The organism is Dolomitihabitans soli (genome assembly GCF_022213955.1).
Classification (GTDB): domain Bacteria; phylum Actinomycetota; class Actinomycetes; order Streptosporangiales; family Streptosporangiaceae; genus Streptosporangium_A; species Streptosporangium_A soli.
The window spans coordinates 121017-142652 of sequence record NZ_JAKNTW010000018.1 but is presented as its reverse complement, the minus strand read 5'-3'; the positions used below and the strand labels follow the sequence as shown (position 1 = coordinate 142652).

General features: G+C 71.3%; 19 protein-coding genes. 12 read left to right on the top strand and 7 right to left on the bottom strand.

Annotation, left to right across the window (positions count from 1 at the left end; all coding sequences use genetic code 11):
- Positions 1-134: 134 nt before the first annotated feature.
- The 6 genes from MBA17_RS29495 to MBA17_RS29470 all read left to right on the top strand — a co-directional run bounded on the left by MBA17_RS29495 (position 135) and on the right by MBA17_RS29470 (position 4098).
- Positions 135-845: a response regulator transcription factor gene (locus MBA17_RS29495; RefSeq protein WP_238500148.1), complete on the top strand. Its 711-nt coding sequence runs from the start codon at positions 135-137 to the stop codon at positions 843-845.
- Positions 842-2332 (top strand): sensor histidine kinase, encoded by a 1491-nt coding sequence (locus MBA17_RS29490; protein ID WP_238499911.1) that lies wholly within the window; start codon positions 842-844, stop codon positions 2330-2332. Before MBA17_RS29495 ends, MBA17_RS29490 begins: the two co-directional genes overlap by 4 nt.
- A gap of 210 nt (positions 2333-2542) precedes the next feature.
- Positions 2543-2737 carry a hypothetical protein gene (locus tag MBA17_RS29485; RefSeq protein WP_238499910.1) on the top strand — a complete coding sequence of 65 codons (195 nt, stop codon included), beginning with the start codon at positions 2543-2545 and terminating at the stop codon, positions 2735-2737.
- Positions 2738-2929: 192 nt separating this feature from the next.
- Positions 2930-3106 (top strand): hypothetical protein, encoded by a 177-nt coding sequence (locus MBA17_RS29480; RefSeq protein WP_238499908.1) that lies wholly within the window; start codon positions 2930-2932, stop codon positions 3104-3106.
- 10 nt (positions 3107-3116) lie between these two features.
- The gene (locus tag MBA17_RS29475) at positions 3117-3749 is read left to right on the top strand and encodes a TIGR00645 family protein (protein WP_238499907.1); all 633 of its coding nucleotides are present in this window, start codon (positions 3117-3119) and stop codon (positions 3747-3749) included.
- A gap of 94 nt (positions 3750-3843) precedes the next feature.
- Entirely contained in the window at positions 3844-4098 is a 255-nt protein-coding gene (locus MBA17_RS29470; RefSeq protein WP_238499906.1) for a hypothetical protein, read from the top strand.
- A 659-nt stretch (positions 4099-4757) separates the two neighbouring features.
- On the opposite strand, the gene MBA17_RS29465 is transcribed toward MBA17_RS29470, so the two are convergent.
- Positions 4758-4997: a hypothetical protein gene (locus MBA17_RS29465; RefSeq protein WP_238499904.1), complete on the bottom strand. Its 240-nt coding sequence runs from the start codon at positions 4995-4997 to the stop codon at positions 4758-4760.
- Positions 4998-5044: 47 nt separating this feature from the next.
- Positions 5045-6403 carry a S8 family peptidase gene (locus MBA17_RS29460; protein ID WP_238499903.1) on the bottom strand — a complete coding sequence of 453 codons (1359 nt, stop codon included), beginning with the start codon at positions 6401-6403 and terminating at the stop codon, positions 5045-5047.
- A gap of 294 nt (positions 6404-6697) precedes the next feature.
- Between MBA17_RS29460 and MBA17_RS29455 the strand changes: the two genes are divergently transcribed.
- Entirely contained in the window at positions 6698-8746 is a 2049-nt protein-coding gene (locus tag MBA17_RS29455; protein WP_238499902.1) for a spermine/spermidine synthase domain-containing protein, read from the top strand.
- Positions 8747-9069: 323 nt separating this feature from the next.
- On the opposite strand, the gene MBA17_RS29450 is transcribed toward MBA17_RS29455, so the two are convergent.
- Complete coding sequence (locus tag MBA17_RS29450) at positions 9070-11202, bottom strand: LCP family protein (protein WP_238499901.1); 2133 nt, start codon at positions 11200-11202, stop codon at positions 9070-9072.
- 154 nt (positions 11203-11356) lie between these two features.
- Positions 11357-13306 carry a neutral zinc metallopeptidase gene (locus MBA17_RS29445; protein WP_238499899.1) on the bottom strand — a complete coding sequence of 650 codons (1950 nt, stop codon included), beginning with the start codon at positions 13304-13306 and terminating at the stop codon, positions 11357-11359.
- 190 nt (positions 13307-13496) lie between these two features.
- On the opposite strand from MBA17_RS29445, the gene MBA17_RS29440 reads away from it, so the two are divergent.
- Together MBA17_RS29440 and folP are read left to right on the top strand one after the other, a co-directional pair.
- Positions 13497-14366, top strand: a complete 870-nt coding sequence (locus MBA17_RS29440) for a LysR family transcriptional regulator (RefSeq protein WP_238499898.1) — start codon at positions 13497-13499, stop codon at positions 14364-14366.
- A 102-nt stretch (positions 14367-14468) separates the two neighbouring features.
- The gene (gene folP, locus MBA17_RS29435; RefSeq protein WP_238499897.1) at positions 14469-15305 is read left to right on the top strand and encodes a dihydropteroate synthase; all 837 of its coding nucleotides are present in this window, start codon (positions 14469-14471) and stop codon (positions 15303-15305) included.
- Positions 15306-15589: 284 nt separating this feature from the next.
- Here folP and MBA17_RS29430 read toward each other — a convergent pair whose 3' ends face one another.
- The 3 genes from MBA17_RS29430 to MBA17_RS29420 are packed head-to-tail and all read right to left on the bottom strand — an operon-like array spanning position 15590 to position 18321.
- Entirely contained in the window at positions 15590-16198 is a 609-nt protein-coding gene (locus tag MBA17_RS29430; protein WP_238499896.1) for a TetR/AcrR family transcriptional regulator, read from the bottom strand.
- Between the two features lie 37 nt (positions 16199-16235).
- Positions 16236-17657: a sensor histidine kinase gene (locus MBA17_RS29425; protein WP_238499894.1), complete on the bottom strand. Its 1422-nt coding sequence runs from the start codon at positions 17655-17657 to the stop codon at positions 16236-16238.
- The gene (locus MBA17_RS29420; RefSeq protein ID WP_238499893.1) at positions 17647-18321 is read right to left on the bottom strand and encodes a response regulator transcription factor; all 675 of its coding nucleotides are present in this window, start codon (positions 18319-18321) and stop codon (positions 17647-17649) included. The genes MBA17_RS29425 and MBA17_RS29420 overlap by 11 nt, the downstream gene beginning before the upstream one ends.
- 208 nt (positions 18322-18529) lie before the next feature.
- Here MBA17_RS29420 and MBA17_RS29415 point away from each other — a divergent pair, with 208 nt between their 5' ends.
- The 3 genes from MBA17_RS29415 to MBA17_RS29405 are packed head-to-tail and all read left to right on the top strand — an operon-like array spanning position 18530 to position 21595.
- Positions 18530-19654: a LolA family protein gene (locus MBA17_RS29415; protein WP_238499889.1), complete on the top strand. Its 1125-nt coding sequence runs from the start codon at positions 18530-18532 to the stop codon at positions 19652-19654.
- Positions 19651-20733, top strand: a complete 1083-nt coding sequence (locus MBA17_RS29410; RefSeq protein ID WP_238499887.1) for an ABC transporter ATP-binding protein — start codon at positions 19651-19653, stop codon at positions 20731-20733. The genes MBA17_RS29415 and MBA17_RS29410 overlap by 4 nt, the downstream gene beginning before the upstream one ends.
- Entirely contained in the window at positions 20720-21595 is an 876-nt protein-coding gene (locus MBA17_RS29405; protein ID WP_238499885.1) for an ABC transporter permease, read from the top strand. The genes MBA17_RS29410 and MBA17_RS29405 overlap by 14 nt, the downstream gene beginning before the upstream one ends.
- The last annotated feature ends 41 nt before the right edge of the window (positions 21596-21636 follow it).

Here is a 21636-nt window from a genome sequence, read left to right as displayed (position 1 = left end):
CGGTGCGCGGGCTTGGCACCACGATCCTGACCTATGGTGGCGGCCGGGCGGTTTCGACCGGATGTCCCGGCCGTGGCGGGAGATCTGGCGGGACCGGCCCGCTCTCGGCGCGGTGGGGGAGGAGGATCGTGAACATGCGGATCTCGGGGGCTGGGGAACGGTTGCTGGTAGTGGACGACGAGCCGACCGTACGGGAGTTGCTGTCGGCGACGCTGCGCTTCGCCGGGTTCGCGGTGGAGTCGGCGGCGACCGGTGCCGAGGCGGTGGAGACGGCCCTGAGAGAGGCGCCCGACCTGGTGCTGCTCGACGTGATGTTGCCCGACATGGAGGGATTCGAGGTCGTACGACGACTGCGTGCCCCCGTCCGGGGCCGGGCGCGGGAGGTGCCCGTGCTGTTCCTGACCGCGCGGGACTCCCCGGCCGACAAGATCAACGGATTGTCGCTCGGCGGCGACGACTACGTCACCAAGCCCTTCGACCTGGAGGAGCTCATCGCGCGGATCCGGGCGATCCTGCGGCGCACCGGTGGCGGACGTCTCGCGGGCACGCTGGTCGTCGGCGACCTGGAGGTCGATCCGGAAGGTCACCAGGTGCTGCGGGCGGGCGGGCAGGTCCGGCTGTCGCCGACCGAGTTCAGACTGCTGCACTACCTGGCGTCGAACGCGGGCCGGGTGGTCTCCAAGGCGCAGATCCTCGACCACGTCTGGCACTACGACTTCAACGGCGACGCCAGCATCGTCGACACCTACGTCAGTTACCTGCGCCGCAAGCTCGACACCACCGAGCCCAGGCTGATCCACACCGTCCACGGCGTCGGCTACGTCCTGCGCAGGCCGCGGGCATGATCGGCGGCCGGCCGTGGCGGCGGACGTCCCTCCGGGTACGGCTGCTGGTGATCACACTGGCGTTGCTGGCGGTGGGGCTGCTGGTCAGCTCGGCGGTGGTGATCGGGATGCTCAGGACGCATCTCGTCGGTCGGGTGGACGAGCAGCTCCGGCCGATCACCCGGTTGCTGGCCCGGCTGCACCCCGAAGCGCTGGGGCCGATGTCCTCAGCGGAGGGCAGGCAGGTGGTGCGGGCGCTGACCGGCGGGCTGGACCTGATCGACGGCGTCCACACCGTCTACCTGAACGCGGACGGCACCACCGGGATCGGCCCGGCCGATCCGGCACGCATGCCCGAGCTGCCGCGGCTCGACGCCGTGACCGTGGCCGGGCTGCGCGGCGAGCCGTTCGAGACGGATGACGGGGACTGGCGGGTGATGGCCCTGCCGAGGACGACCGCGCAACTGCCGGCGGACTCGTCTCCCGCCCCGCCCGGTAGCAGCGTGGTGGTCGCCGCCACCCTCTCCGGGGTCGACTCGACGGTCGCCAGACTGAGCGTGGTGTGCCTGTTCACGGCGGCGACCTTGCTGTCCCTGCTGACCGCGGCCGGATGGTACGCCGTGCGGGCCGGGCTACGGCCGCTGCGCCGCATCGAGGAGACCGCGGCGGCCATCGCCGGCGGGGACCTGTCGCGAAGAGTGCCCGAGACGGCCTCGCCGAGCAGTGAGGTGGGCCGGTTGTCGGCGTCGCTCAACGGCATGCTCGGCCAGATCGAGGAGGCGTTCGCGGCCAGGGCGGAGTCGGAGGCCCGGATGCGGCGCTTCGTCGCCGACGTCAGCCACGAGCTGCGCACCCCGCTCTTCGGGATCAAGGGCTTCTCCGAGCTGTACCGGATGGGCGGGCTGCCGGAACCGGACGACGTGGACCGGACCATGGAACGCATCCGGCGCGAGTCCGGCCGCCTGACCGGGCTGGTGGAGGACCTGCTGCTGCTCGCCCGCCTGGACGAGGGCCAGGCCGTGCTCCCGATGGACCTGGCCCCGATGGACCTGCGCGCCCTGGCCGCCGACGCCCGCCACGACCTGAGAGGACTCGACTCCTCCCGGCCGATCACCCTGACCGGCGTCGAAGGGGGAGCCCCCGCGAGCGCGCCCGTGCTGGCCGACGAGGCGCGGTTGCGGCAGGTCGTGACGAACCTGGTCGGCAACGCCGTCCAGCACACGGCTCCGGGCACGCCGATCCGTCTGGGCGTCGGCACCGAGGGCGGCGAGGCCGTGCTGGTGATCGCGGACGAGGGGCCGGGGCTGACCGCCGAGCAGGCCGCCCGGGTGTTCGACCGGTTCTACCGGGTGGACGGCTCGCGCGGCCGGGGGGCCGGCGGCGGAGCCGGTCTCGGGCTGGCCATCGCGTCGTCGATCGTGGGCGCCCACGGCGGCCGTGTCGAGCTGCGAACCGCTCCGGGAGCGGGCGCCGCGTTCCGGGTCGTGCTACCGGCCGTGACGGCCTGAGGGCCTGAGGGCCTGAGGGCCGCGACGGTCCGTGGGTCGCGACGGTCTGCGGGCCCGAGACGGTCTGTGGGTCGCCATTCCGCCGTGTCGCCCGCTCGCGCGGGATCTCGCGCCAAGCCGTACGCAATCAACCCTGGCACACACTGTTACTGAACCAATACTCTATGTGATGATGGAAGAGGTTCCCGTTACCTGTTCATGGAGGTCTTCATGCGTCACATCGCTCGTCTCGTTCTTACCGCCGCCCTCGCCACCGTCGGGTTGATCGCCGTCGGCTCCGCGGCGGGCGCCCAGGTTCCCGACCCCGCGGCGTTGGTCACCTGCCTGACCGAGAGCGCGCCCACCGCCCCCGAAGTGGCCGTCCCCAGTGAGGTCCCCGGGCTCGCCTGCGTCACCGCCCCCTGACCGGCTCCGATGGCGCGCGGCCCCGGCGCGGCGGAGCGCCGGGGCCCTTGCCGGCCTGCCCGGCGATCGCATGACCGCAGCCTGGCCGGCACCCCGACCCGTACCGGCGTGGCCGAGGGCCGGAGGTTCCGGCCTTGAGGCCGATTCGGATGCTGACCCTGACGTGCAAATCACAAAGTGATCGGAGACATCATGTCGAAGTCGAAAGTAGCGACCTTCGCAGCCGCCGTGGCCGCGGGCCTCACGCTGGCCGCCCTCACCGGCCCACCGGCCCTGGCCGCCTCGGCTCACCTCGTGGGCGGCAACCCTTCCCCGGTAGCCGTTGAAGCGGTCATCCACAGCGTCAACGCGAATCTTCTCACGTCATAGGGAATACCGAGTGCCTAAGCTACTTTCGGTCACTCAACCGGCGCTCGGGCCGGGCTCTATCAAGCGTCTTGGCTACTACATGTTCCTCAGTCGGTGGATACAAGCACCGCTCTATCTCGGGCTGATCGTCGCGCAGATCGTGTACGTATGGCGGTTCATGGTCGAGCTGAAACACCTGATCATGGTCGGGTTCGGCGGCATGGTGGCGGAGACCACCATCATGCTGATCGTGCTGGGCCTGGTGGACGTCGTGATGATCTCCAACCTGCTCATCATGGTGATCGTCGGCGGTTACGAGACCTTCGTCTCGCGGCTGCGTATAGAGGGACATCCGGATCAGCCCCAATGGCTCTCCCATGTCAACGCCAATGTCCTCAAGGTCAAACTGGCCATGGCGATCATCGGCATCTCCTCGATCCATCTGTTGCAGATATTCATCAACGCGGCCCAGCCGGGCATCACAGACAGGGAGCTGCTGTGGAAGACCCTGATCCACCTGGCCTTCATCATCTCGGCGGTCGCGTTGGCCGTGATCGACCGCATCATGATGGTCGGCCGGCCCGAGAACGCCATGTCCGTTCCGGGACAAGCCATGCCCGGTATGGACCAGGCGTCGCTGAAGGACCGGGTCGCCGCCGCCTGACGACGGCACGAGAAGGGCTCACGCCCGTCGGGACGGGCCGAGTGAGCGACCAATCGGGGCCGTGCGCCCGCGACACGCCACCAGGAGGTGTTCGATGCTCGGAAAGCCTCTGCTGAGGGTGACTTTCGGTGCCGTCACGGCAGCCCTGCTCGTGGCCGCTCCCGTCCATGCCGACGCTCCCGAACCACGGAAAAACTCCCCCCTCATCGGGAACACGGTGATCTTCAACGACGAGATCGTCGAACCCGTGTCGGTGCCGGTGGTCACCTGTGGGACCGCGACGCCGGTGCTCGGCCGTGCGAAAACGGTGTGCAAGGAAGGCGCGTCCGTGTCCGACGACGACGCCTGATCCGGCGGGTCGCCGGTCAGCAGGAGGTGCCGTTCGGTCTGCCGGGGCGACCAGATGGCGGTCCCGTTTCGACCGGTCAAGCAGGAAGCAGGTAGGTCGGGGCGGCCGGAAGGTCGCCGCCTGGCCCATCAGGAGGTGCCGCCCTTGCCGGGCACGAGAATCGGATGCGGGGCCGGACAGCCGGGGGCTGTCCGGCCCTGAACCGTTCGCGCCTCGTTCCGCCGTGACCTCGTTGCGCCGTTCCGCCGTGACTTGAGGTCATAAGTTCTGCGGGCATAGTCGCGGGCGCCGGATTCCAGGAGGGCGAAGGCGCGTTCGCCCTGGGCGAGGAGGACAGGGAGATCTCGGACCAGGTCTCGCCGGGGGCCTGCGCTGGGACCACCGCTTGGTGAGGACGCGGCAGCAGGCGGGCATTCTGTCCGGCGCCGGCCAGCCGCTGCGCTAATTGGTGATGTTCGGGCCGCTGTCCGCCGCCGCCCTCGTCACCGGGAGGTGCCGGTGCACGGCCTGATCATGCAGCACGCGAGGGTCAGCGCCGGACCGGCCGAGTCCGGCATCGACCGCGACGCGGGATCCGGCGCGCTGGATCGGCTGCGGGCGACCCGGCCGAGCAGGCGCTCGCGCTGCTGCCCGGCCGGGTGCTCTTCAAACGGGAGAACTCAATCCGGAGAACGCTTGACCGGCCCGTAAGGCTCGATCACCGGGTCGGCGTACGGCCCGGCCTCGCCCTCCATCCGGCCGCCGGCCTCGTCGGCGACGCGCAGGGCGTAGAGCCCCTCGGCGGGGTCGATGAGCACCAGCCCGTAATCGAGGTCCACCTCGCGCTCGGCCAGCCCCAGGCGCTCCCTCGCGTCGTCGATCGTGGCGCCTGGCGGCAGCCGTACGGTGACCAACACCATGTCCTCCACGCTACGCGCCGGACTCACGCGCGGTGCGTCCGGGCCGCCTAGGCCGCGCGCTTGGCCTTTCTGCGCAGGGCGGCGATCACTCCGGCGGCGTCGATGACGCCGTAGCCGTAGTCGTTGTCGAAGCCGACGTCGCTGCGGTCGTCGGCGGTGCGGCAGAGCAGGGAGCGGAGCTGTGCGGGGGACAGGCGCGAGGCGGGCCAGGCGGTGCGGACGGCGGTGACGAGGCCGGCCGCGACGGGGCAGGCGGCCGAGGTGCCCGAGTCCGGGGAACCGGCGCCGAACGCCTGGGAGCCGGCGAAGTGGGTGTAGGCGCACAGATCGGGCTTGCGGACGGCCAGCCGTCCGGGCCCCTGCGAGGAGTAGCCGACCCGCTCGCCACGGGTGTCGACGCCGCCGACCGACAGGACCCGCGGGTGGGAGTTGGCGCCCACGATGGGCCGCTCGGGGAAGGCGCAGCGGCCGTCGGGGCAGTCCCTGCCGCAGTTTCCGGCGGCGAACAGCACGTCGGCGCCCGCGCCGTCGAGGGCCGCCACGATGAGGTTGAACGGGTGGGCCGGGTTGTCGGAGTAGTTACCCGGATGTCCGGGCGGGAAGTCCCAGTGCGGGGAGAAGGATCCCCAGCTGTTGTTGACGACCAGTGCCTTCGTGTCGGCCGGCTGGGCGTCGATCACGGTCCGCAGGTGGGCGTAGGCGGCCACCGCGTCGGACAGCAGACCGTCGAGCGCGGAGCCGCCCGGGCGCCGCGACAGCAGCAGCGGGAGGTCGAGCAGGGTGGCCTGCGGCGCGCCGATCAGCGTGTCGAACGCGCACATCGAGCCGTGGTCGACCTCGAACTCGCCGGGACGGCCCTTCACGCTCGACGGCGACCAGCTCCGCTTCGCGTCGAGCGTGGCCTTGCGCCCCAGCACGCGCTCGACGTGCGCGAGGTTGATGCCCGAGTCGAGGACGGCGAGCGCCACGCCCTCGCCGTCGAGCCCTTCCTCCTTCAGCTTCGCCACGTCGAGCAGCCGCTCCACGTCGTGCCAGTCGCCGACCGGCGCGTCACCGCCGCACGTCGGGCTCGCCTCGATCACCGGGTCGGCGAACACCCCGACCACGTTGCGGTGTTGCGAGGAGAGCATGGAGAGACGGGTGGACAGCTCGTCGTCCGCGACCTCGCCGCGGACCAGGACCGTGGCGTCCGCCGCGGCCAGCGAGTAGCTCACATCATGGGCGAGCGAGAGCGGGTCGCCTCCCGGGCGCGGCATCGGCCTGGGCACGGCGACCGGGGTGAACGCCGAGTCGAGAACCACCCCCTGCAGCCCGTCCGCGACGTCGGCCACCGTCGCCGTGGCGGCGGGATCGGCGACGGCCGCGACGACGTCGGCCGAGGGGCGGAGCTGGATCATGACCCGCATTGCGCATCACCTGGTTTCCGTGGAGGGTGCTGACACGACTACGTTGCGTCATCGATCTGCTTTCCGTCCACCCGTCGAAACACCTCCCGACCGGTACGTCTGTCTGCAAACCGGCATGAATTTTTCGGCGTTCCGCTGTTCGAATCGATCTGCTTCCGTCCACCCATCGAAACACCTCCGACCGGTACGTCTGTCTGCAAACCGGTCTGAATATCCGGCACTCCGCCGTTCGAACGTTCGACGCGCAGGTTCGAAACCAGTGACCCCGAAGCCTCGGGCCACTACGGTTTGGGCATGACCGCACCGGCCGAGGCGCCGTCCACCCCCCGCCCTCCCGACCGCCCCGCGCACTGGCTGCCCGTCCGGTGGCGGCTCGTGGTGGCGAGCGCGTTCATGCTCTTCCTGGAGCTGGCGCTGATCAGGTGGACCGGGTCCAACATCGTCCATCTGAGCTACTTCACCAACTTCGTCCTCTTGGGGTCCTTCCTCGGCATCGGGCTGGGATTCCTGCGGGTGGGCAGGACCAGGCGCGAGCCGTACTACTCGCCGATCACGCTGGCCGTGCTCGTGGTGATCATCCTGCTGTTCCCCGTCACCGTGGACAGGAACACCGAGGGGGTCCTCTACTGGACGAGCCTGTCCACCGTCGGCCCGCCGCCGTGGCTGATCCTGCCGGTGATCTTCTGCGCGGCCGCGATCGTGCTGATGGGCCCGGCCGAACTCGTCGCGCGTTGCTTCCCCGAACTGCCCAGGCTCGAGGCCTACCGCTACGACCTGATCGGCAGTCTGACCGGGATCGCGCTGTTCACCGGGCTCTCGTTCATGAGCGCGCCGCCGGTCGTGTGGGGCTTCGTGGCCGCGGTCGCCTACGCCGCGCTGTTGTGGCCGCGCCGCCCGCTGGGCAGGCTGCTGATCGTGCTGCCGTCGCTGGTGGTGGTCGGCGCGCTCGCGATGGAGACGCTGACGGCGGGCGCGCTGTGGTCGCCGTACTACAAGGTGACCAACCACCGCTTCGACCGCGACGGCGTGCCGGTGATGGACATCCAGGTCAACGGGATCCCGCACCAGCAGGCCATCCCCGCCGCGAAACGGCTGGAATGGGAACAGCAGTACGCGCTGCCGTACGAGCGGGCGGCCTCGGGAAAGCTCGACGACGTGCTGATCGTGGGCGCGGGCAGCGGCACCGACGTGGCCATCGCCCTGCTCAAGGGCGCGAAGCGGATCGACGCGGTGGAGATCGACCCGCAGCTTCGCGGGCTGGGCGGTGACTTCCACCCCGACAAGCCGTACGAGGACCCGCGGGTCACCACGCACGTCACCGACGGGCGCGCCTTCCTGGAACGCACCTCGAAGAAGTACGACCTGATCCTCTTCGCGCTGCCCGACTCGCTCACGCTCGTGTCGGGGGCCAGTTCGCTGCGGCTGGAGAGCTACCTGTTCACCCAGGAGGCCATGGAGGCGGCCCGCGAGCACCTCAAGCCCGACGGCGCCTTCTCGATGTACAACTACTACCGCGAGCGCTGGCTGGTGGACCGGCTCGCGCTCACCGTGCAGACCGCGTTCCGGCACGCGCCGTGCGTCGACGTGGTCACCGAGGCCGGGCAGCAGGCGGTGATCACCGCGGGGTTCACGGCCGAGGCGCAGCGTTGCGGCATGCCGTGGGCGGGCGCCACCGCCGACACCCCGCCGCCGAGCGGTGACGACCGGCCCTTCCTCTATCTCAAGGACCGGACGATCCCGCAGATCTACATCATCACCCTGCTGCTCATCCTGATCGTCAGCCTGCTGGCCGTGCGCGTCGTCGCCGGACCTTATGGGCGCATGCGTCCCTACGGCGACCTGTTCCTGCTCGGGGTCGGCTTCATGCTGCTCGAAACCAAGAGCGTGACCGGGTTCGCGTTGCTGTTCGGCACCACCTGGGTGGTCAACGCCATCGTCTTCGCGGGGGTGCTGGTCGCGGTCCTGGCCGCCGTCGAGGTCACCCGCCGCTTCCGCACCCCGCCGCTACCCGTCATGTACGGCGTGCTGGCCGCCGGGCTGGTGCTCGCCTGGCTGGTGCCCAACTCGTGGCTGCTGTCGCTGCCCCTGCCGTTGCGGGCGGTCGCGGCGGTGGTGGTGGCCTTCCTGCCGATCTTCGCGGCGAACGTGGTCTTCGCCAAGCGCTTCGCCGACAGCTCCGACGGCACCCTCGCGTTCGGCGCCAACCTGCTGGGCGCGATGGTCGGTGGCTGCCTGGAGTATCTCGCTCTGCTGATGGGTTACCAGGGCCTGCTGATCATCGCCGCACTCGTCTATGTGGGCGCGTTCGCCCTGTTGCCGAAGAAGGCCGTGGCGACGCTCTGACGTGAAGCGGGGTCGGTGCCGGGCGGTGGACCATGCCCCCGTGTTGTCCGGGAAGGCCGTGAAGTGTTGGTGCGGGCCGGACTACACGGGGGCGGGCCTTCGTCTGCGCGGGTGCGTTCGTCCTGATGCCCGCGCAGGCCATGACGAGGCTCTGATCGGGGCGGGGTGCGGGCCCGTTGACGCGGGCCGATGCGTGGTGACGGGCTCACCGACCCACGGGCTCACGACCCACGGGCTCACGAACCACTGCCTCATCGAACCACGGGCGGGTCGCATCGTGCCGGGCGCCTGAACCCGGGCGGGCCGGGTTCAGGCGCCGTGCGTCAGAAGCCGCAGAGCTCGTCGAGCCCCTTGGCGCCCTTGTTGTTCTTGGTGGGCGTGGCGGTCGGCGACTTGGGCGTCTTGCGCGTGGGGGTCGCGCTCGGAGACTCGGCACCGGGAGAGGCGGTGACGTTGGCGGCCAGCGGCCGTCGGTCGGGCTGGAGCGACTGTTCCAGCGACTTGGCCGACTCGCGGCGGATCTTGGCCCAGTCGGGCGCGCCGGGCCAGAACTGCGGCGGGACGAACTGCAGGCTGGTGATCTTGGCGCCCCGGACCTTGAGCGCCAGATCGGCGAGGTGCTCAAGGAGGGCTCGCGGAATGTCGGTCGACGCGAGGCGCTTGGTGGCGTTGGCGATCTTGTTGAAGTTGGCCAGCACGACGGCCGGGGTGGCCTGCTGGGCGAAGGCCCCGATGACGCACCGCTGACGGGCCATCCGGGAGAAGTCGTCGCTGCCGACCCGGGAACGGCCGTACCACAGGGCCTCTTCACCGGAGAGCTTCCGGTATCCCGCCCTGATCGTGCCGGCCGTGCCGTAGTGGCCGCCCCACGGGATGTCACGCTCGACGCGGATCTTCAGCCCGCCGATGGCGTCCACCAGGTCGGCGAAGCCGTACATGTTGACCAGGGCGTAATAGTCGATCTTCATGCCCAGGGTGTGGCCGATCGCGTCCTTGAGGGCCTTCGGTCCCTGGTTCTTGCCGCCCATGATTTCCGGATGGTCGTTGGCGTACTGCCAGACCTCGTTGAGCAGGCCGCCGGCGCCCAGTTCGGCCATGAATCCGTTGGGGAACTGCTTGGCCAGCGGGCTGCTCGCGGGGAAACGGACGTGCTGGAGATTGCGCGGGAGGCTGTACATGACGGTGTTGCCGGTTTTGACGTGCACGCTGGCCACGTTCATGCTGTCGGTCCTGACGCCCGTCCTGTTGCCGGCCGCGTCACCGCCGACGAGCAGGAAGTTCACCCGGTCCTTGCCGTTCCACGGGTCCTCGTGCTTGATCGGGGCCGCGTTGCCCAGCGGTTCGTCCCGGAAGATCGAGTTGGCCAGTTCGCGGGCGGTGAGCACGCTGTTGGCCGTCAACGCGAACGGTGTCATCACCAGCACGCAGAGCACCCCGACCACGATGCCGGAGACGATCTGCCCGGCGCCGGTGAGCCGGTTGGGCTTGAGCGCGACGTAGGAGGTGAGCAGCAGCAGGAACCAGGCCAGCGCGCCCACCCCGGCCAGGACCGCCACGGTGATCAGCGTGCTGTCCCGTACGGCGAAGCCGACGCTGTCCATGTTGGCCAGTGCGACGGCCGCCCCCGCCAGCAGCAGGACGGCGAACGCGCCCAGCAGGGCGAAACCGGTACGGCGGCGCCCGGCGCGCAGGTGCGCCGCCCCCGGCACGAGAGCCGACAGGCTGGTCCAGCCGATGATCGAGGCGGTGGTCGGCTTGGTGGCGAATCGCGGCCCGGCCGGGGGTTTGGCCGACTGCCCGGGACTCCGGCGCTTCCTGCCCTGGCCCGGTGCGGAGGGGCGTCCGCGCTGTCTGCCCGCCGGACCGCTCCTGGCGGGTTTCGTGTACTGCTTGTCCGGAGGGCCGTCGTGCTCGTTCCCGTGGGCGGGCGGGTCGAGCGATGGGTAGGTGTGGGTCTCGCCCTGCGCGCCGCCGTGCTCGCCGCTGGGCGCGTCGGTGGAGCCCTCACCTGGCGCGTCCGGGCCGTCGGGGGCGGGCCGATCCTGTGGCCTTCCGCCCTCGCCCGGGCCTTTCCGGCGCGGCGGCGGACCCGGGCCGTCCTGGGGTGGGCGCGGTGCGCCCGCCTTGCCGGTGCGCCGGCGCGGTGCGCCCGCGTTCCCCCGGTGTGGCGAGTCCGGGCCGTCCTGGCCTGGCGAGCCGGATCCGTCCTGCGGCGGGGCGCCCCGGTCCGGGCGCGGGGCATCGGAGTCGTTCCGGCGGGCGCGGGGGGACCGGTCGTCCTGGGGCGGGCCGCCGTCCTCGGGTGGTGGACGCCGGTCTTCGCCGTCGGGGGACGGAGACGGGCGGGAGTCCGCGGGCGGGCGCGGCCGCCGGGTTCTGCCTCCGGCAGGACGCCGCCGGGGACGCCGGTTCCCGCCGTCCTCTGCGGGATCTCCCGATGTGTCCCCAAGGCGCATCGTCCCACTGCTCCCTCGTCTGTCGTGTGATATCCCTGCCAACCAGGCGAAACGTCGCCCTGGGCCCCGTTGTCCACGGAATTGCCCAGGATTCTACGCCCCATACTTGGACATCACTGACAGATAGCCAATCTGTGGTGAATAGCCCGTTAATCTACGACGTCGTGTTCGATGGCGCCAGCCACGTGTTGCACTGGAACGTCTTGTTCTTCTCGTAGCCCTGCCGGAACCACCGGTTGTTGTTGGCCGGTGAGCCGTGATCTCGCGGATATCCGGGCCAGTCGCCCACCCGTGAGTAGAAGTAGTAAAGGATCTGCCGTTTGGCGGGCGGGACCGGGTAGCTGGCCGAGGCCGCGCGCATGAACATGGCGCCGAAGCAGGTGGCCTGCAACTCGAACCGGCGGCTCAACGCCAGCTTTCCGCTGGTGCTGGTGGAGCGGAGCGTCTTCTGCCACCACGACTCGTTCAGCCCCGTCAGCTGCTGCACGTGGTGCCCGTACTCGTGCGCCATCATACTGATGATCGCCCCGTGCCAGGAGGTCAGTCCGCCGTATCCCTGGGCGTTGCCCGAGCCGCGCGACATGGCGGAGGTGGAGGCGTAGATCGTGTAGTTGCGCGGGCAGTAGTACGGCACGATGCTGCCCCGTGAGGGGTAGTCGCCGCACGCGCCCCTGCCGCTCTTGGCCGCGATCGCGTAGCCCGGCCTGCGCCATTCGATCCCCTGCTTCGACAGGGTCGGCGACCACGCCTTGTCCAGGCACCGGGACGTCTTCAGGATCAGCGCCTTGAGCTGCGCGTGGCTGTAGATGTTGGCCGAGCCCGCCGGGCAGTGCACCGTGGGCAGGCCGCCCGCCCGGTAGAGGGTGTTGTTCTGCAACGTGGTGTTCAGCACCGGCCGGGCCGGGCGGGGCACCTGCGTCTCGCGTTCCTGCTCGCTCTCGGTCTCGCTCGGTGTGCTGCTCGCGCGCGTCGGCTCGTCGGACGGGCGCTCGGTCTCCCTGAGGGTGGGCGGGGTGTACGTCGGCACCGACACCGGTGAGAGCGCCTCGGTGTCGCCGTCCGACTTGAACAGCGTCGTTCCGATCACCACGACGACGAACACCGCCGCGATCACGCCCACGAGCCCGCCGACGAGCGCTCCGCCGCTTCCCGACCGCTTCCGCCGCGGGTAGGGCGGATGATGCGGGCCGCGCCCGGGCGCCCCACCGTGGTGCCCCGGTGGGGGATGGGGCGCGGAGGTCCGGCCGGGCGGCGGGTACGGCGAGGGGTGCTGCTGGGGCGGAGCGTAGGCGGCGCCCTGTCCTGGGGGTGTGTACGGACCGCCTTGTCCGGGGGGCGGTGGCGGATAGGTCTGGGCATGCCCGGAAAGCGGAGAATAGGCGCCCTGTCCTGGGGGCGGATACGCCCCGCCCGGGCCGTGAGGGTTGGCCACGCCCTGCCCGTGCGCGCCCTGCCCGTGCACGTCCTGCCCGTGCGCGCCGTACGGGCCGTTCTGCGCGTAGGGCTGGGGGTCCTGTGGCGGGAGGCCGTAGGGGGACGGCTCTTGGCCGCGCTGTCCGTAGGCGCGCGGGTCCGGGCCCGGCTGGGCGTACGGCGTGCCGTGCCCTCCCGGAGGCGGCGGCGGATAGACCGGCCGGCCTGCCGGCGGCGGGTTCGGGCCTGCTTCCCCTCCCTGCCCGGGGTACGGCGCCTGCCGCCCTTGGCCCGGATGGCCCGGTCCTTGGCCCGGATATGCCGGGTAGGCCGGTCCTTGGCCGGGGTGGGCCGGGTGGGAGCCGCTTTGGCCTGGATACGGCGGGTGCGGACCTGGCTGGGAGCCGCCTTGGCCCGGATACGGCGTGCCCGGCTGCTCCGGCGAGTACGGCGTGCCGGGAGGGCCGCCGTAGGGCGTGCCGGGGTGGCCGGGCGGCGGCGGTGGAAAGGGGGACCGGCCGGGCTCGGGTCGTGGATGGTCGTGCTCGCCGTACGGAGGCCGGCCGTCCCGCGGGTCGTATGGGTTCTGCGGGTCGTAGGGCAGGGGCGGGGAGCCGGTGGGGCGGGGGTCCTCGTCGTTCGGCGGGTAGGGCGGGCGGGACCCCGGAGGGTGGTGCCCGTTGATCGCCATACTGTCGCCCCCTGTCCGCAAATGTCCGGTTTGGCGTCACCAAGGCGGACGTTTGCCGAATTTGGGGCAGAAGCATACTGATTTATCACCCGTCACGGATGTAGCCCTAATTGGTTACACTCTGAAATCGGCCAAGGTGATCTCCGCAATGTCCCGGACCGGGCAGGGTGCGGTGTCCTAGCTTCGTGGCATGAATCTGCAGCAGCTCCGCTACGTGGTAGCGACGGCGGAGCACCGCACCATGACCGATGCTGCCAGGTCGCTCTACATCGCGCAGCCTGCGCTTTCACGTGCGATCAGGGACCTGGAGCGCGAACTCGGGATGACGTTGTTCGCGCGTTCGGGACGTGGCGTGGTCGTCACGGCCCAAGGGCGGCGCGTCGTCAAGCTCGCAAGGGAGGCACTAGACGCAGTCCATGAGATCGAGTCACTTGCCAGCCATGGCCGTTCGGCGGACACGGAGCTCCGTATCGCCTCGACTCCCAGCTTGGAGCCGGGGCTGGCCGGGCGCCTGTTACCGGCCTACACCGAGAAGAACCCAGCGGTTCGCGTGCACATCGTGCGCTGTGACGGACGCGACGGCGTGGTGAGCGCCATCAGGGACCAGCGGGCCGATCTCGGCCTGACCGACCTGCCGGTCCCGACCGACCTGATCAGCCATCCGCTGGAACGACAGGAGATCGTGCTGATCTCGCCCCCCGGACTCGACCTGCCGGACACCGTGCCGATGACCCGGCTCACCGGCATGCGGCTGGTGCTCCCCGTGCGGGGCAGCGCCCGGCGCAGGGAGTTCGAGGCGATGTTCGCCAAGTACGGCGTGCGCCCGGTGGCGGCCGCCGAGACCGACGAGCGAGGTGGCTGGCTGTCGCCGGTGCGCGCAGGGGTGGGTTCCCTGCTGTGGTACCGCGGGATGGCCGAGCACGCCCTGCGCGCCGGGCTCGTGGTCCGCTCGCTGGATCCGCCCATCCGACGGGTGATCGCCATTGTGCACGCCCGGCGGCGTCTCCCCGTGATCGTGCAGGATTTCCTGACGCTCGCCGAAGGAGGTACAGCGGCATAGCCGTGAGTTCTGACGCCCCCGAGGGAGCGTTCCAACACCGGTGCCGGGTGGGGCGGCACCGCCGGCGATCAGCGGACCCCGCGAGGCGGTAGGCTCGATTCGATGTCTACTCTGCGCCTCGCCGACAGGGAGTTCCGCGCGGGCGAGTTCGCGGTGATGGCGGTGGTCAACCGCACCCCCGACTCGTTCTTCGACAAGGGCAGCACCTTCGGGTTCCAGGCCGCGCTCGACGCGGTCGACCGGGCCGTCGCGGGCGGGGCCGACATCGTCGACATCGGCGGTGTGAAAGCGGGCCCGGGCGACGAGGTCGACGTGGCGGAGGAGATCCGCCGGGTCGCCGATCTGGTCAAAGCCGTCAGGGACCGGCATCCGTCCCTCATCATCAGCGTCGACACCTGGCGGGCCGAGGTCGGCGAGATCGTCGCCGAGGCGGGCGCCGACCTGCTCAACGACACCTGGGGCGGGGTGGATCCCGGCCTCGCCGACGTCGCCGCGCGGTACGGCATCGGCCTGGTCTGCGCGCATGCCGGCCGGGTCGCCCCGCGCACCCGGCCGCACCGTGTCTCCTACGACGACGTGGTGCGCGACGTGATCGATCACACGGTCGAGCTGGCCGAGCGCGCGATCCGGGCGGGAGTCCGCCGTGAGTCGATCCTGATCGACCCGGCCCACGACTTCGGCAAGAACACCCGGCACTCACTGGAGATCAGCCGCCGGTTGGACGAACTGGTCGCCACCGGCTGGCCGGTCCTGGTGGCCGTCTCCAACAAGGACTTCGTGGGCGAGACGCTCGGCGGGCTGCCCGTGGCGGAGCGGCACGCGGGCACCCTGGCCACGCTGGCGGTCTCCGCCTGGCAGGGGGCCAGGGTCTTCCGTGTCCACGACGCCGCCTCGGCGCGCACCGCCCTCGCCACGGTGAGCGCCCTGAGACCAGCCTGAGCCCAGCACCCGGCACACCAGGCACACCCGCCGTGCCCGCCGCCAGACGTCGATGACGCACGCCGCGCTCCCGACGCGAAGGCGGTGACCCGCGCCCCCCGCGTCTCGATGTCCAGGAGCGCCGGGATCGGGCCGCGACCTCGTGGAGTGGAGTCACACGACTGCTTCGCGACGGCCGAGCCGGTGCACCACGACGATCTCGGCCCGTGCGAGCCGTACGGGCACGCCTGGCGTGCCGAACCTCGCCTCCGACGCCAGGGCCTCTGCCGTCAGGGCCTCCGCCGTCAGGGAAGCAGGAGCATGCGGTGGACCAGCAGGTGCAGGTGGGCGCGGAAGCGGCGCAGGGTCTCCGGGTCGTCGAAGCCGAGGCGTTGCCCCTCCTCGTTGACCACGCCGCCCCGTCCGAACGCGTTGACCAGCCAGATCACCGTCTGCACGGCGTAGCGCATGTCGACGCCGCTGTCGATCTGGTCCATGTACGGCTTGAGCGAGTCGAGCAGCAGCTTGACCAGCGGCCGCGCGTAGCGCTGCTCCAGCTCCGTCATGTCGGCGGCGTCGGAGAGCCAGCGGTGCATCCACAGCGACACCACGTCGGGATTGGCCGCGCAGAAGTCGACGTAGGAGTCGATGACGCCGTGAATGGTGGCGGCGGCGTCGGGCCCGGCGGCCTTCGCGACCGCCTGCTCGATGGCGGCGTGCTCCCGGTCGTGGGCTCGCCCCATCACGGCGAGGTACAGCTCCCGCTTTCCCCCCGTGACGCGGTTGACGGTCGCGACATCGAGCCCCGCCGCGTCGGCTATCTCCTGTGCGGACGTGCCGTCGTAGCCCAGCGCGGCGAACAGCTGGGTCGCCACCCGCAGGATCGTCTCATCCTGCCCATCGGCGAAAGTCATGGAACGGACGCTACGTGCGAAAGACATCGCAGGTCAATCACTTGATCGACGAGTCCTGACGCAATGGCAGAGCGACCACGGCACGCAGCCCGGGGCCGGCGTCGGCGAGGTGAACGCCACCGCCGTGGGCGCGGACGGTCTCGCGGACGATGGCCAGGCCGAGACCCGCGCCGCCCTCGTCGCGGCTGCGGGCGCTGTCCAGGCGGGTGAAACGGTCGAAGACCCGTTCCCGGTCCGCCTCGGGGATGCCGGGCCCGTCGTCGGTGACGGTCAGCAGGGCCTCGGAGCCCGAGACGCGGAGTTCCACCACGACGGCGGAGGCGGCGTGCCGTACCGCGTTGTCGATCAGGTTGGTGAGGACCCGGCCCAGGTCGAGGGCGTCGCCGGTCACCGTGATCTGCTCGTCGGGCACGGCGCGGCGGACCAGGACGGGGTTGTCGGCGTAGCGCTCGGTGCCCTGCCGTACGAGGGCGTCGAGGTCGACGGGTTCGCGGCGGGCGAGGGCGCCGCCGCGCTCGTCCAGGCGGGCCAGCGCCAGCAGGTCCTCCGCCAGCCGCGACAGGCGCATGGCGTCCTCCAGCACGCCCTCGGCGGTGTCGCGCCACTCCTGCCCCTCCGGATGGTCCAGCGCCACCTCCAGCTGGAGCCGGATGCTGGCGAGCGGGCTGCGCAACTCGTGCGCGGCGTCGGACACCAGCGCCCGCTGCCGGCCGTCGGCCGCCTCCAGCCGGGCGAGCATGTCGTTGAGCGTGGTGGCCAGGCTGTGCACCTCGTCCCGCGCCTCGGGCACCGGCAGCCGCCGGGAACGGGCGGTGCCGGTGATCTCGGCGGCGCCCCTGCGCAGCGACGCGATCGGCCGCAACGTCCGGCCGACGATCATCCAGCTCGCGCCGGCGAGCAGCACGATCAGGATCGGCGTGCCGAGGAACAGCACCCGCCCGGCCGCGGCGACGCTCTTCCCGACCTCGTCGAACGACCGCGCCGCGATCACCACCTGGCCCCGGTCCGCGGCCACCGCGGCGACCCGCAGCGGCCCGGGAATCCCGTACGGCCGGCCGTCGAGGAACCGGGCCTCGCGCGCCCTGATCGCGGACTGCCTGGCCTGGGGCCCGAGCAGCGGCACCAGCCGGTCGGTGCCCACGGTTGCGTGCGTGATCCGGCCGGTGGCGTCGATGACCTGGATGAGCGTGCCGTCGGGATTGCTGAGCTCGGGCGGCAGACGGTCGGCGTCGGCGTCGGCCCTGACCCGGTGCGCCCGCTGGTAGGCCGACTCGTCGATGGTGGCGATCAGCGACTGGCTCAGCACCCCGACGAGCACCCAGGCGGACGCGGCCAGCGCCAGCGCGAGCACGGCGGAGGCGGCGGCGGTCACCCGGAACCGCAGGCTCTGGCGCCGCCACCAGCCCATCGGGGAGGCCCGGCGCGCGGAACCGGTCCCGGCGGCGGGTTCAGCCACCATCGCCGGCCAGCCGGTAGCCCGCGCCCCGGACGGTCTGCAACGCGTTCTTGCCGAACGGGACGTCGATCTTGCGGCGCAGATAGCCGACGTAGACCTCGACCACGTTGGGATCGGTGTCGAAGGTGTCCCAGACGTGCTCCAGGATCTCCCGCTTGGACACCACCTCGTCGTGGTGGCGCATCAGGAACTCCAGCAGGGCGAACTCACGCGGGGTCAGCTCGACGTCGGCGTCCCCGCGGCTCACCCGCCGCCGCGCCGGGTCGAGCGAGAGGTCGCCCGCGAGCAGCACGGCGGGCCGCCGCCCCGCGTCGCGGCGCAGCAGGGCCCGCAGCCGGGCCACCAGCACCACGTAGGAGAACGGCTTGGTGAGATAGTCGTCGGCGCCGAGATCCAGGCCGTCGGCCATGTCGTACTCGCCGTCCTTGGCCGACAGCATCAGGATCGGCACCCAGTTCTCCTCCGCGCGCAACAGTTTGCACACGTTGTAGCCGGAGATCCGGGGCAACATGATGTCCAGCACGATCACGTCGTACTCCCCGTGTCTCGCCTGGTGCAGGCCGTCCTCGCCGTCGTGCGCGAGATCGACCGCGAACCCCTCCGCCTGCAGCCCCCGCTGGAGCGCGGCGGCCATCCGCCGTTCGTCCTCGACGACGAGAACCCGCATCAGCCGACCTCACCTCTGTTGTCCGTGTGTCCACCCATCCTGGTCAGGCGAGCTGAGAAGGCGCTGAGAAGGCTGAGGGCCCTCTCAGTCTGTCTCAGCTTCGGCACAGGCCGCACCGCGCATTCTTCGAAGGACGAAGCATGACGACGTACCTTGAAGGAGTGAAATGCAGCCTCAGACAAGACGTGGCCGCGCAGTGAGGTGGGGAGTGCCCGTAGCGGTGGTGGCCGTGATCGGCGCCGCCGCCGGGACGGGCCCCGTGATCGCCGCGGTCCAGGGCGAGCCGACCCTGCCCGAGCGTACGGCCGAGCAGCTCCTGGTCGAGGCGGCGGGCACCGCCAAGTCTGGTGAGATGCCCCCGATGTCGGGCACCGTGGTGGAGACCGCGTCCTTCGGCATACCCGGGCTCCCGCAGGTGACGGGCGAGTCGAGCTCGCCGTTGTCGCTGCTGTCCGGCTCGCACGAGGCGAAGGTCTGGTACGGCGGTGACAACCGGATGCGGCTGGCGCTGCCCGGACGGATGAGCGAGACCAACCTCATCGTGAACGGCGACCAGGCGTGGATGTATGAGAGCGAGGGCAACAAGGCCACCCGGATCAAGTTGCCGGCGGACGCCGCCGCGCAGCCGCAGCCGCCGCTGCCCACCGCCGCCGTGACCCCGCAGGAGGCCGCCAAGCAGCTCCTCGCGATGGCGGCGGAGCACTCGACCGTGAGCGTGACCAACAACGAGCAGGTCGCCGGGCGGACCGTCTACCAGCTGGTCCTCGCGCCCAAGGCCGCGGGCTCGCTGGTCAAGGAGGTCAGGCTCGCGCTCGACGGCGAGACCTACGTCCCGCTCCGGGTCCAGGTCTACGCCAAGAACGCGATCGAGCCCGCCTTCGAGGTGGGCTACAGCACGGTCACCTTCTCCCCGCCCGCCGCGGAGAACTTCACGTTCACCCCGCCCGCCGGAGCGAAGGTCGAAGAGATCACGCTGGGCGAGGCCGGCCCCGGCAAGCAGGAGAAGGAGGTCAAGAAGGAGGTCGCCGGAATGTTCGACCTCGTCGGCAAGGGCTGGACCACCGTCGCGGTCGTGCCCTTCGACCTGGCGAAGATGACCGCCGGGGCCGAGCGGGGCGAGCCTGCCGGGGCCGAGCAGGGCGAGCGGGGCGGCTTTGACGAGCCCGCCCTGGCCGAGACGGTGCTCAAGGCCGCCAAGCAGGTCAACGGCTCCTGGGGCAGCGGCAGGCTGATCGAGACCAAGCTGGCCACCGCCCTGCTGACCGACGACGGCAGGCTGCTGGCCGGCGCCGTCACCCCGGACGTGCTGTTCGAGGCGGCGGGCCGGAAGTGAACTCGACGACGCCGGGAGGCACACCGCTCCTGGCAGGGGACCGCGACGAGCGGGACGCGGCGGACGCCGCGTCCGGCGCGACCCGCGGTGCGGACCTCGCCGAGGTCCAGGGGACGCCCGAAGGGGCGTCCCCGCCCCGGGGCCGGGAGAACCACGCGATCGTCACCCGCGGCCTGACCAAGCGCTTCAAGGGCGGCCAGGTCGCCGTCGACGACCTCGACCTCGCCGTGCCCGGCGGATCCGTCTTCGGGTTCCTGGGTCCCAACGGGTCGGGCAAGACGACCACCATCCGGATGCTGCTCGGGCTCGTCACGCCCACCGCCGGCGAGTGCGAGGTGCTCGGCACGCCGATGCCCACGGGACTGCCCACCGCGCTGCCCAGGGTCGGCGCGCTGGTCGAGGGGCCGGCGTTCTATCCCTACCTCACCGGCGAGGCCAACCTGCGGCGCTTCGACACGGCCGACCCGACCGCCGACGGGCGCACCGCGCGGGAACGCATCGGTGTCGCACTGGACCGCGTCGGCCTGGCCGCCGCGGCCGGCAAACGCTACCGCGCCTACTCGCTGGGCATGCGGCAGCGCCTGGCGATCGCCGCCGCCCTGCTCGGCCCGCGCGAGCTGCTGATCCTCGACGAGCCCACCAACGGACTCGACCCGCAGGGCACCAGAGAGGTCCGCGCGCTGGTGAAGCAGATCGCCGCCGACGGCACCACGGTGTTCGTCTCCTCCCACCTGCTGACCGAGGTGGAGCAGATGTGCACCCACGTCGCCGTCATGCGCACCGGCCGGCTGGTCGCCCAGGGCCCGATCGCCGAGCTCAGCGGGGGAGGCGCCGAGCGCATCCAGATCCGGACGCCCGACGGCGGCCGGGCCGCCTCGGTCCTCGGCGCGCTGGGCCTGACGGAGGTGCGGATCGCGGGCGAGGAGGTGAGCGCCGAACTCGGCGCCGCGCTCGCCGAGCGGGTCTGCGTGGAGCTGGTCACGGCCGGCGTCGCGGTCCGCGGGCTGGCGGTCGTGCGGCCGAGCCTGGAAGACGTGTTCGTCGGGCTGACGGGGGAGGGTTTCGATGTCGACGGTTGAGACGCGGGCGCGTCCCGTCGTCCGCACGCGCAGGCCGGTGCTGGTGAGCTTCGGCCGGTTGCTCGGCTCGGAGCTGGGGCTGACCTTCCGCCGGCCGCGCAACCTGGCCATGCTCGCCGTACTGGGCGCCGTTCCGGTGCTGATCGGCGTGGTGTTGCGGATCGTGACCGGCGACGGCGCCGCAGGCGGCCCGGAGGCGATGCTCAGCATGGTGGCGGGCAACGGGCTCGCCCTGACCTTCGCCTCGATGTTCGTCCTGGTGCCGCTGCTGCTGCCGGTCACGCTGGCCGTCGTGGCGGGCGACTCGGTGGCGGGCGAGGCGAGCCTGGGCACGCTCCGCTACCTGCTCACCGCGCCGGCCGGGCGGACCAGGTTGCTCGCGGTGAAGTACGCCAACGCGGTGATCTTCGGGTTCGCGGTGACCTCGGTGGTGGCCCTCACCGCGCTGGTCACCGGATTCCTGCTGTTCCCCGCCGGGCCGATCACTCTGCTGTCGGGCAGCACCGTGCCGCTGGCCGAGGGCCTCCTCCGGGTGCTGATCATGATCGGGTACGTGGGGGTGGGGATGGCGGCGCTGGCCGCGGTCGCGCTCGCCTTCTCGACGCTGACCGAGGTGCCGATCGGCGCCATCGCGGCGACGGTGGTGCTGGTCGTCATCGCCCAGGTGCTCGGCACCATCCCGCAGCTGTCCGTGCTCCAGCCCTACCTGCTGACCTCGTGGTGGGGGAGCTTCGACGGGGTGCTGCGCGACCCGGTGGCCACCGGGGAGATGGGCGAGGGCCTGCTGGCCTTCGGCGCCTACATCGTGTTGTTCGGCTCGATCGCCTGGGCCCGCTTCGGCAGCCGCGACGTCACGTCGTAGGCGCCGCGGCGCCGTACCGGTCACCGGTCTCCCGGGACCGG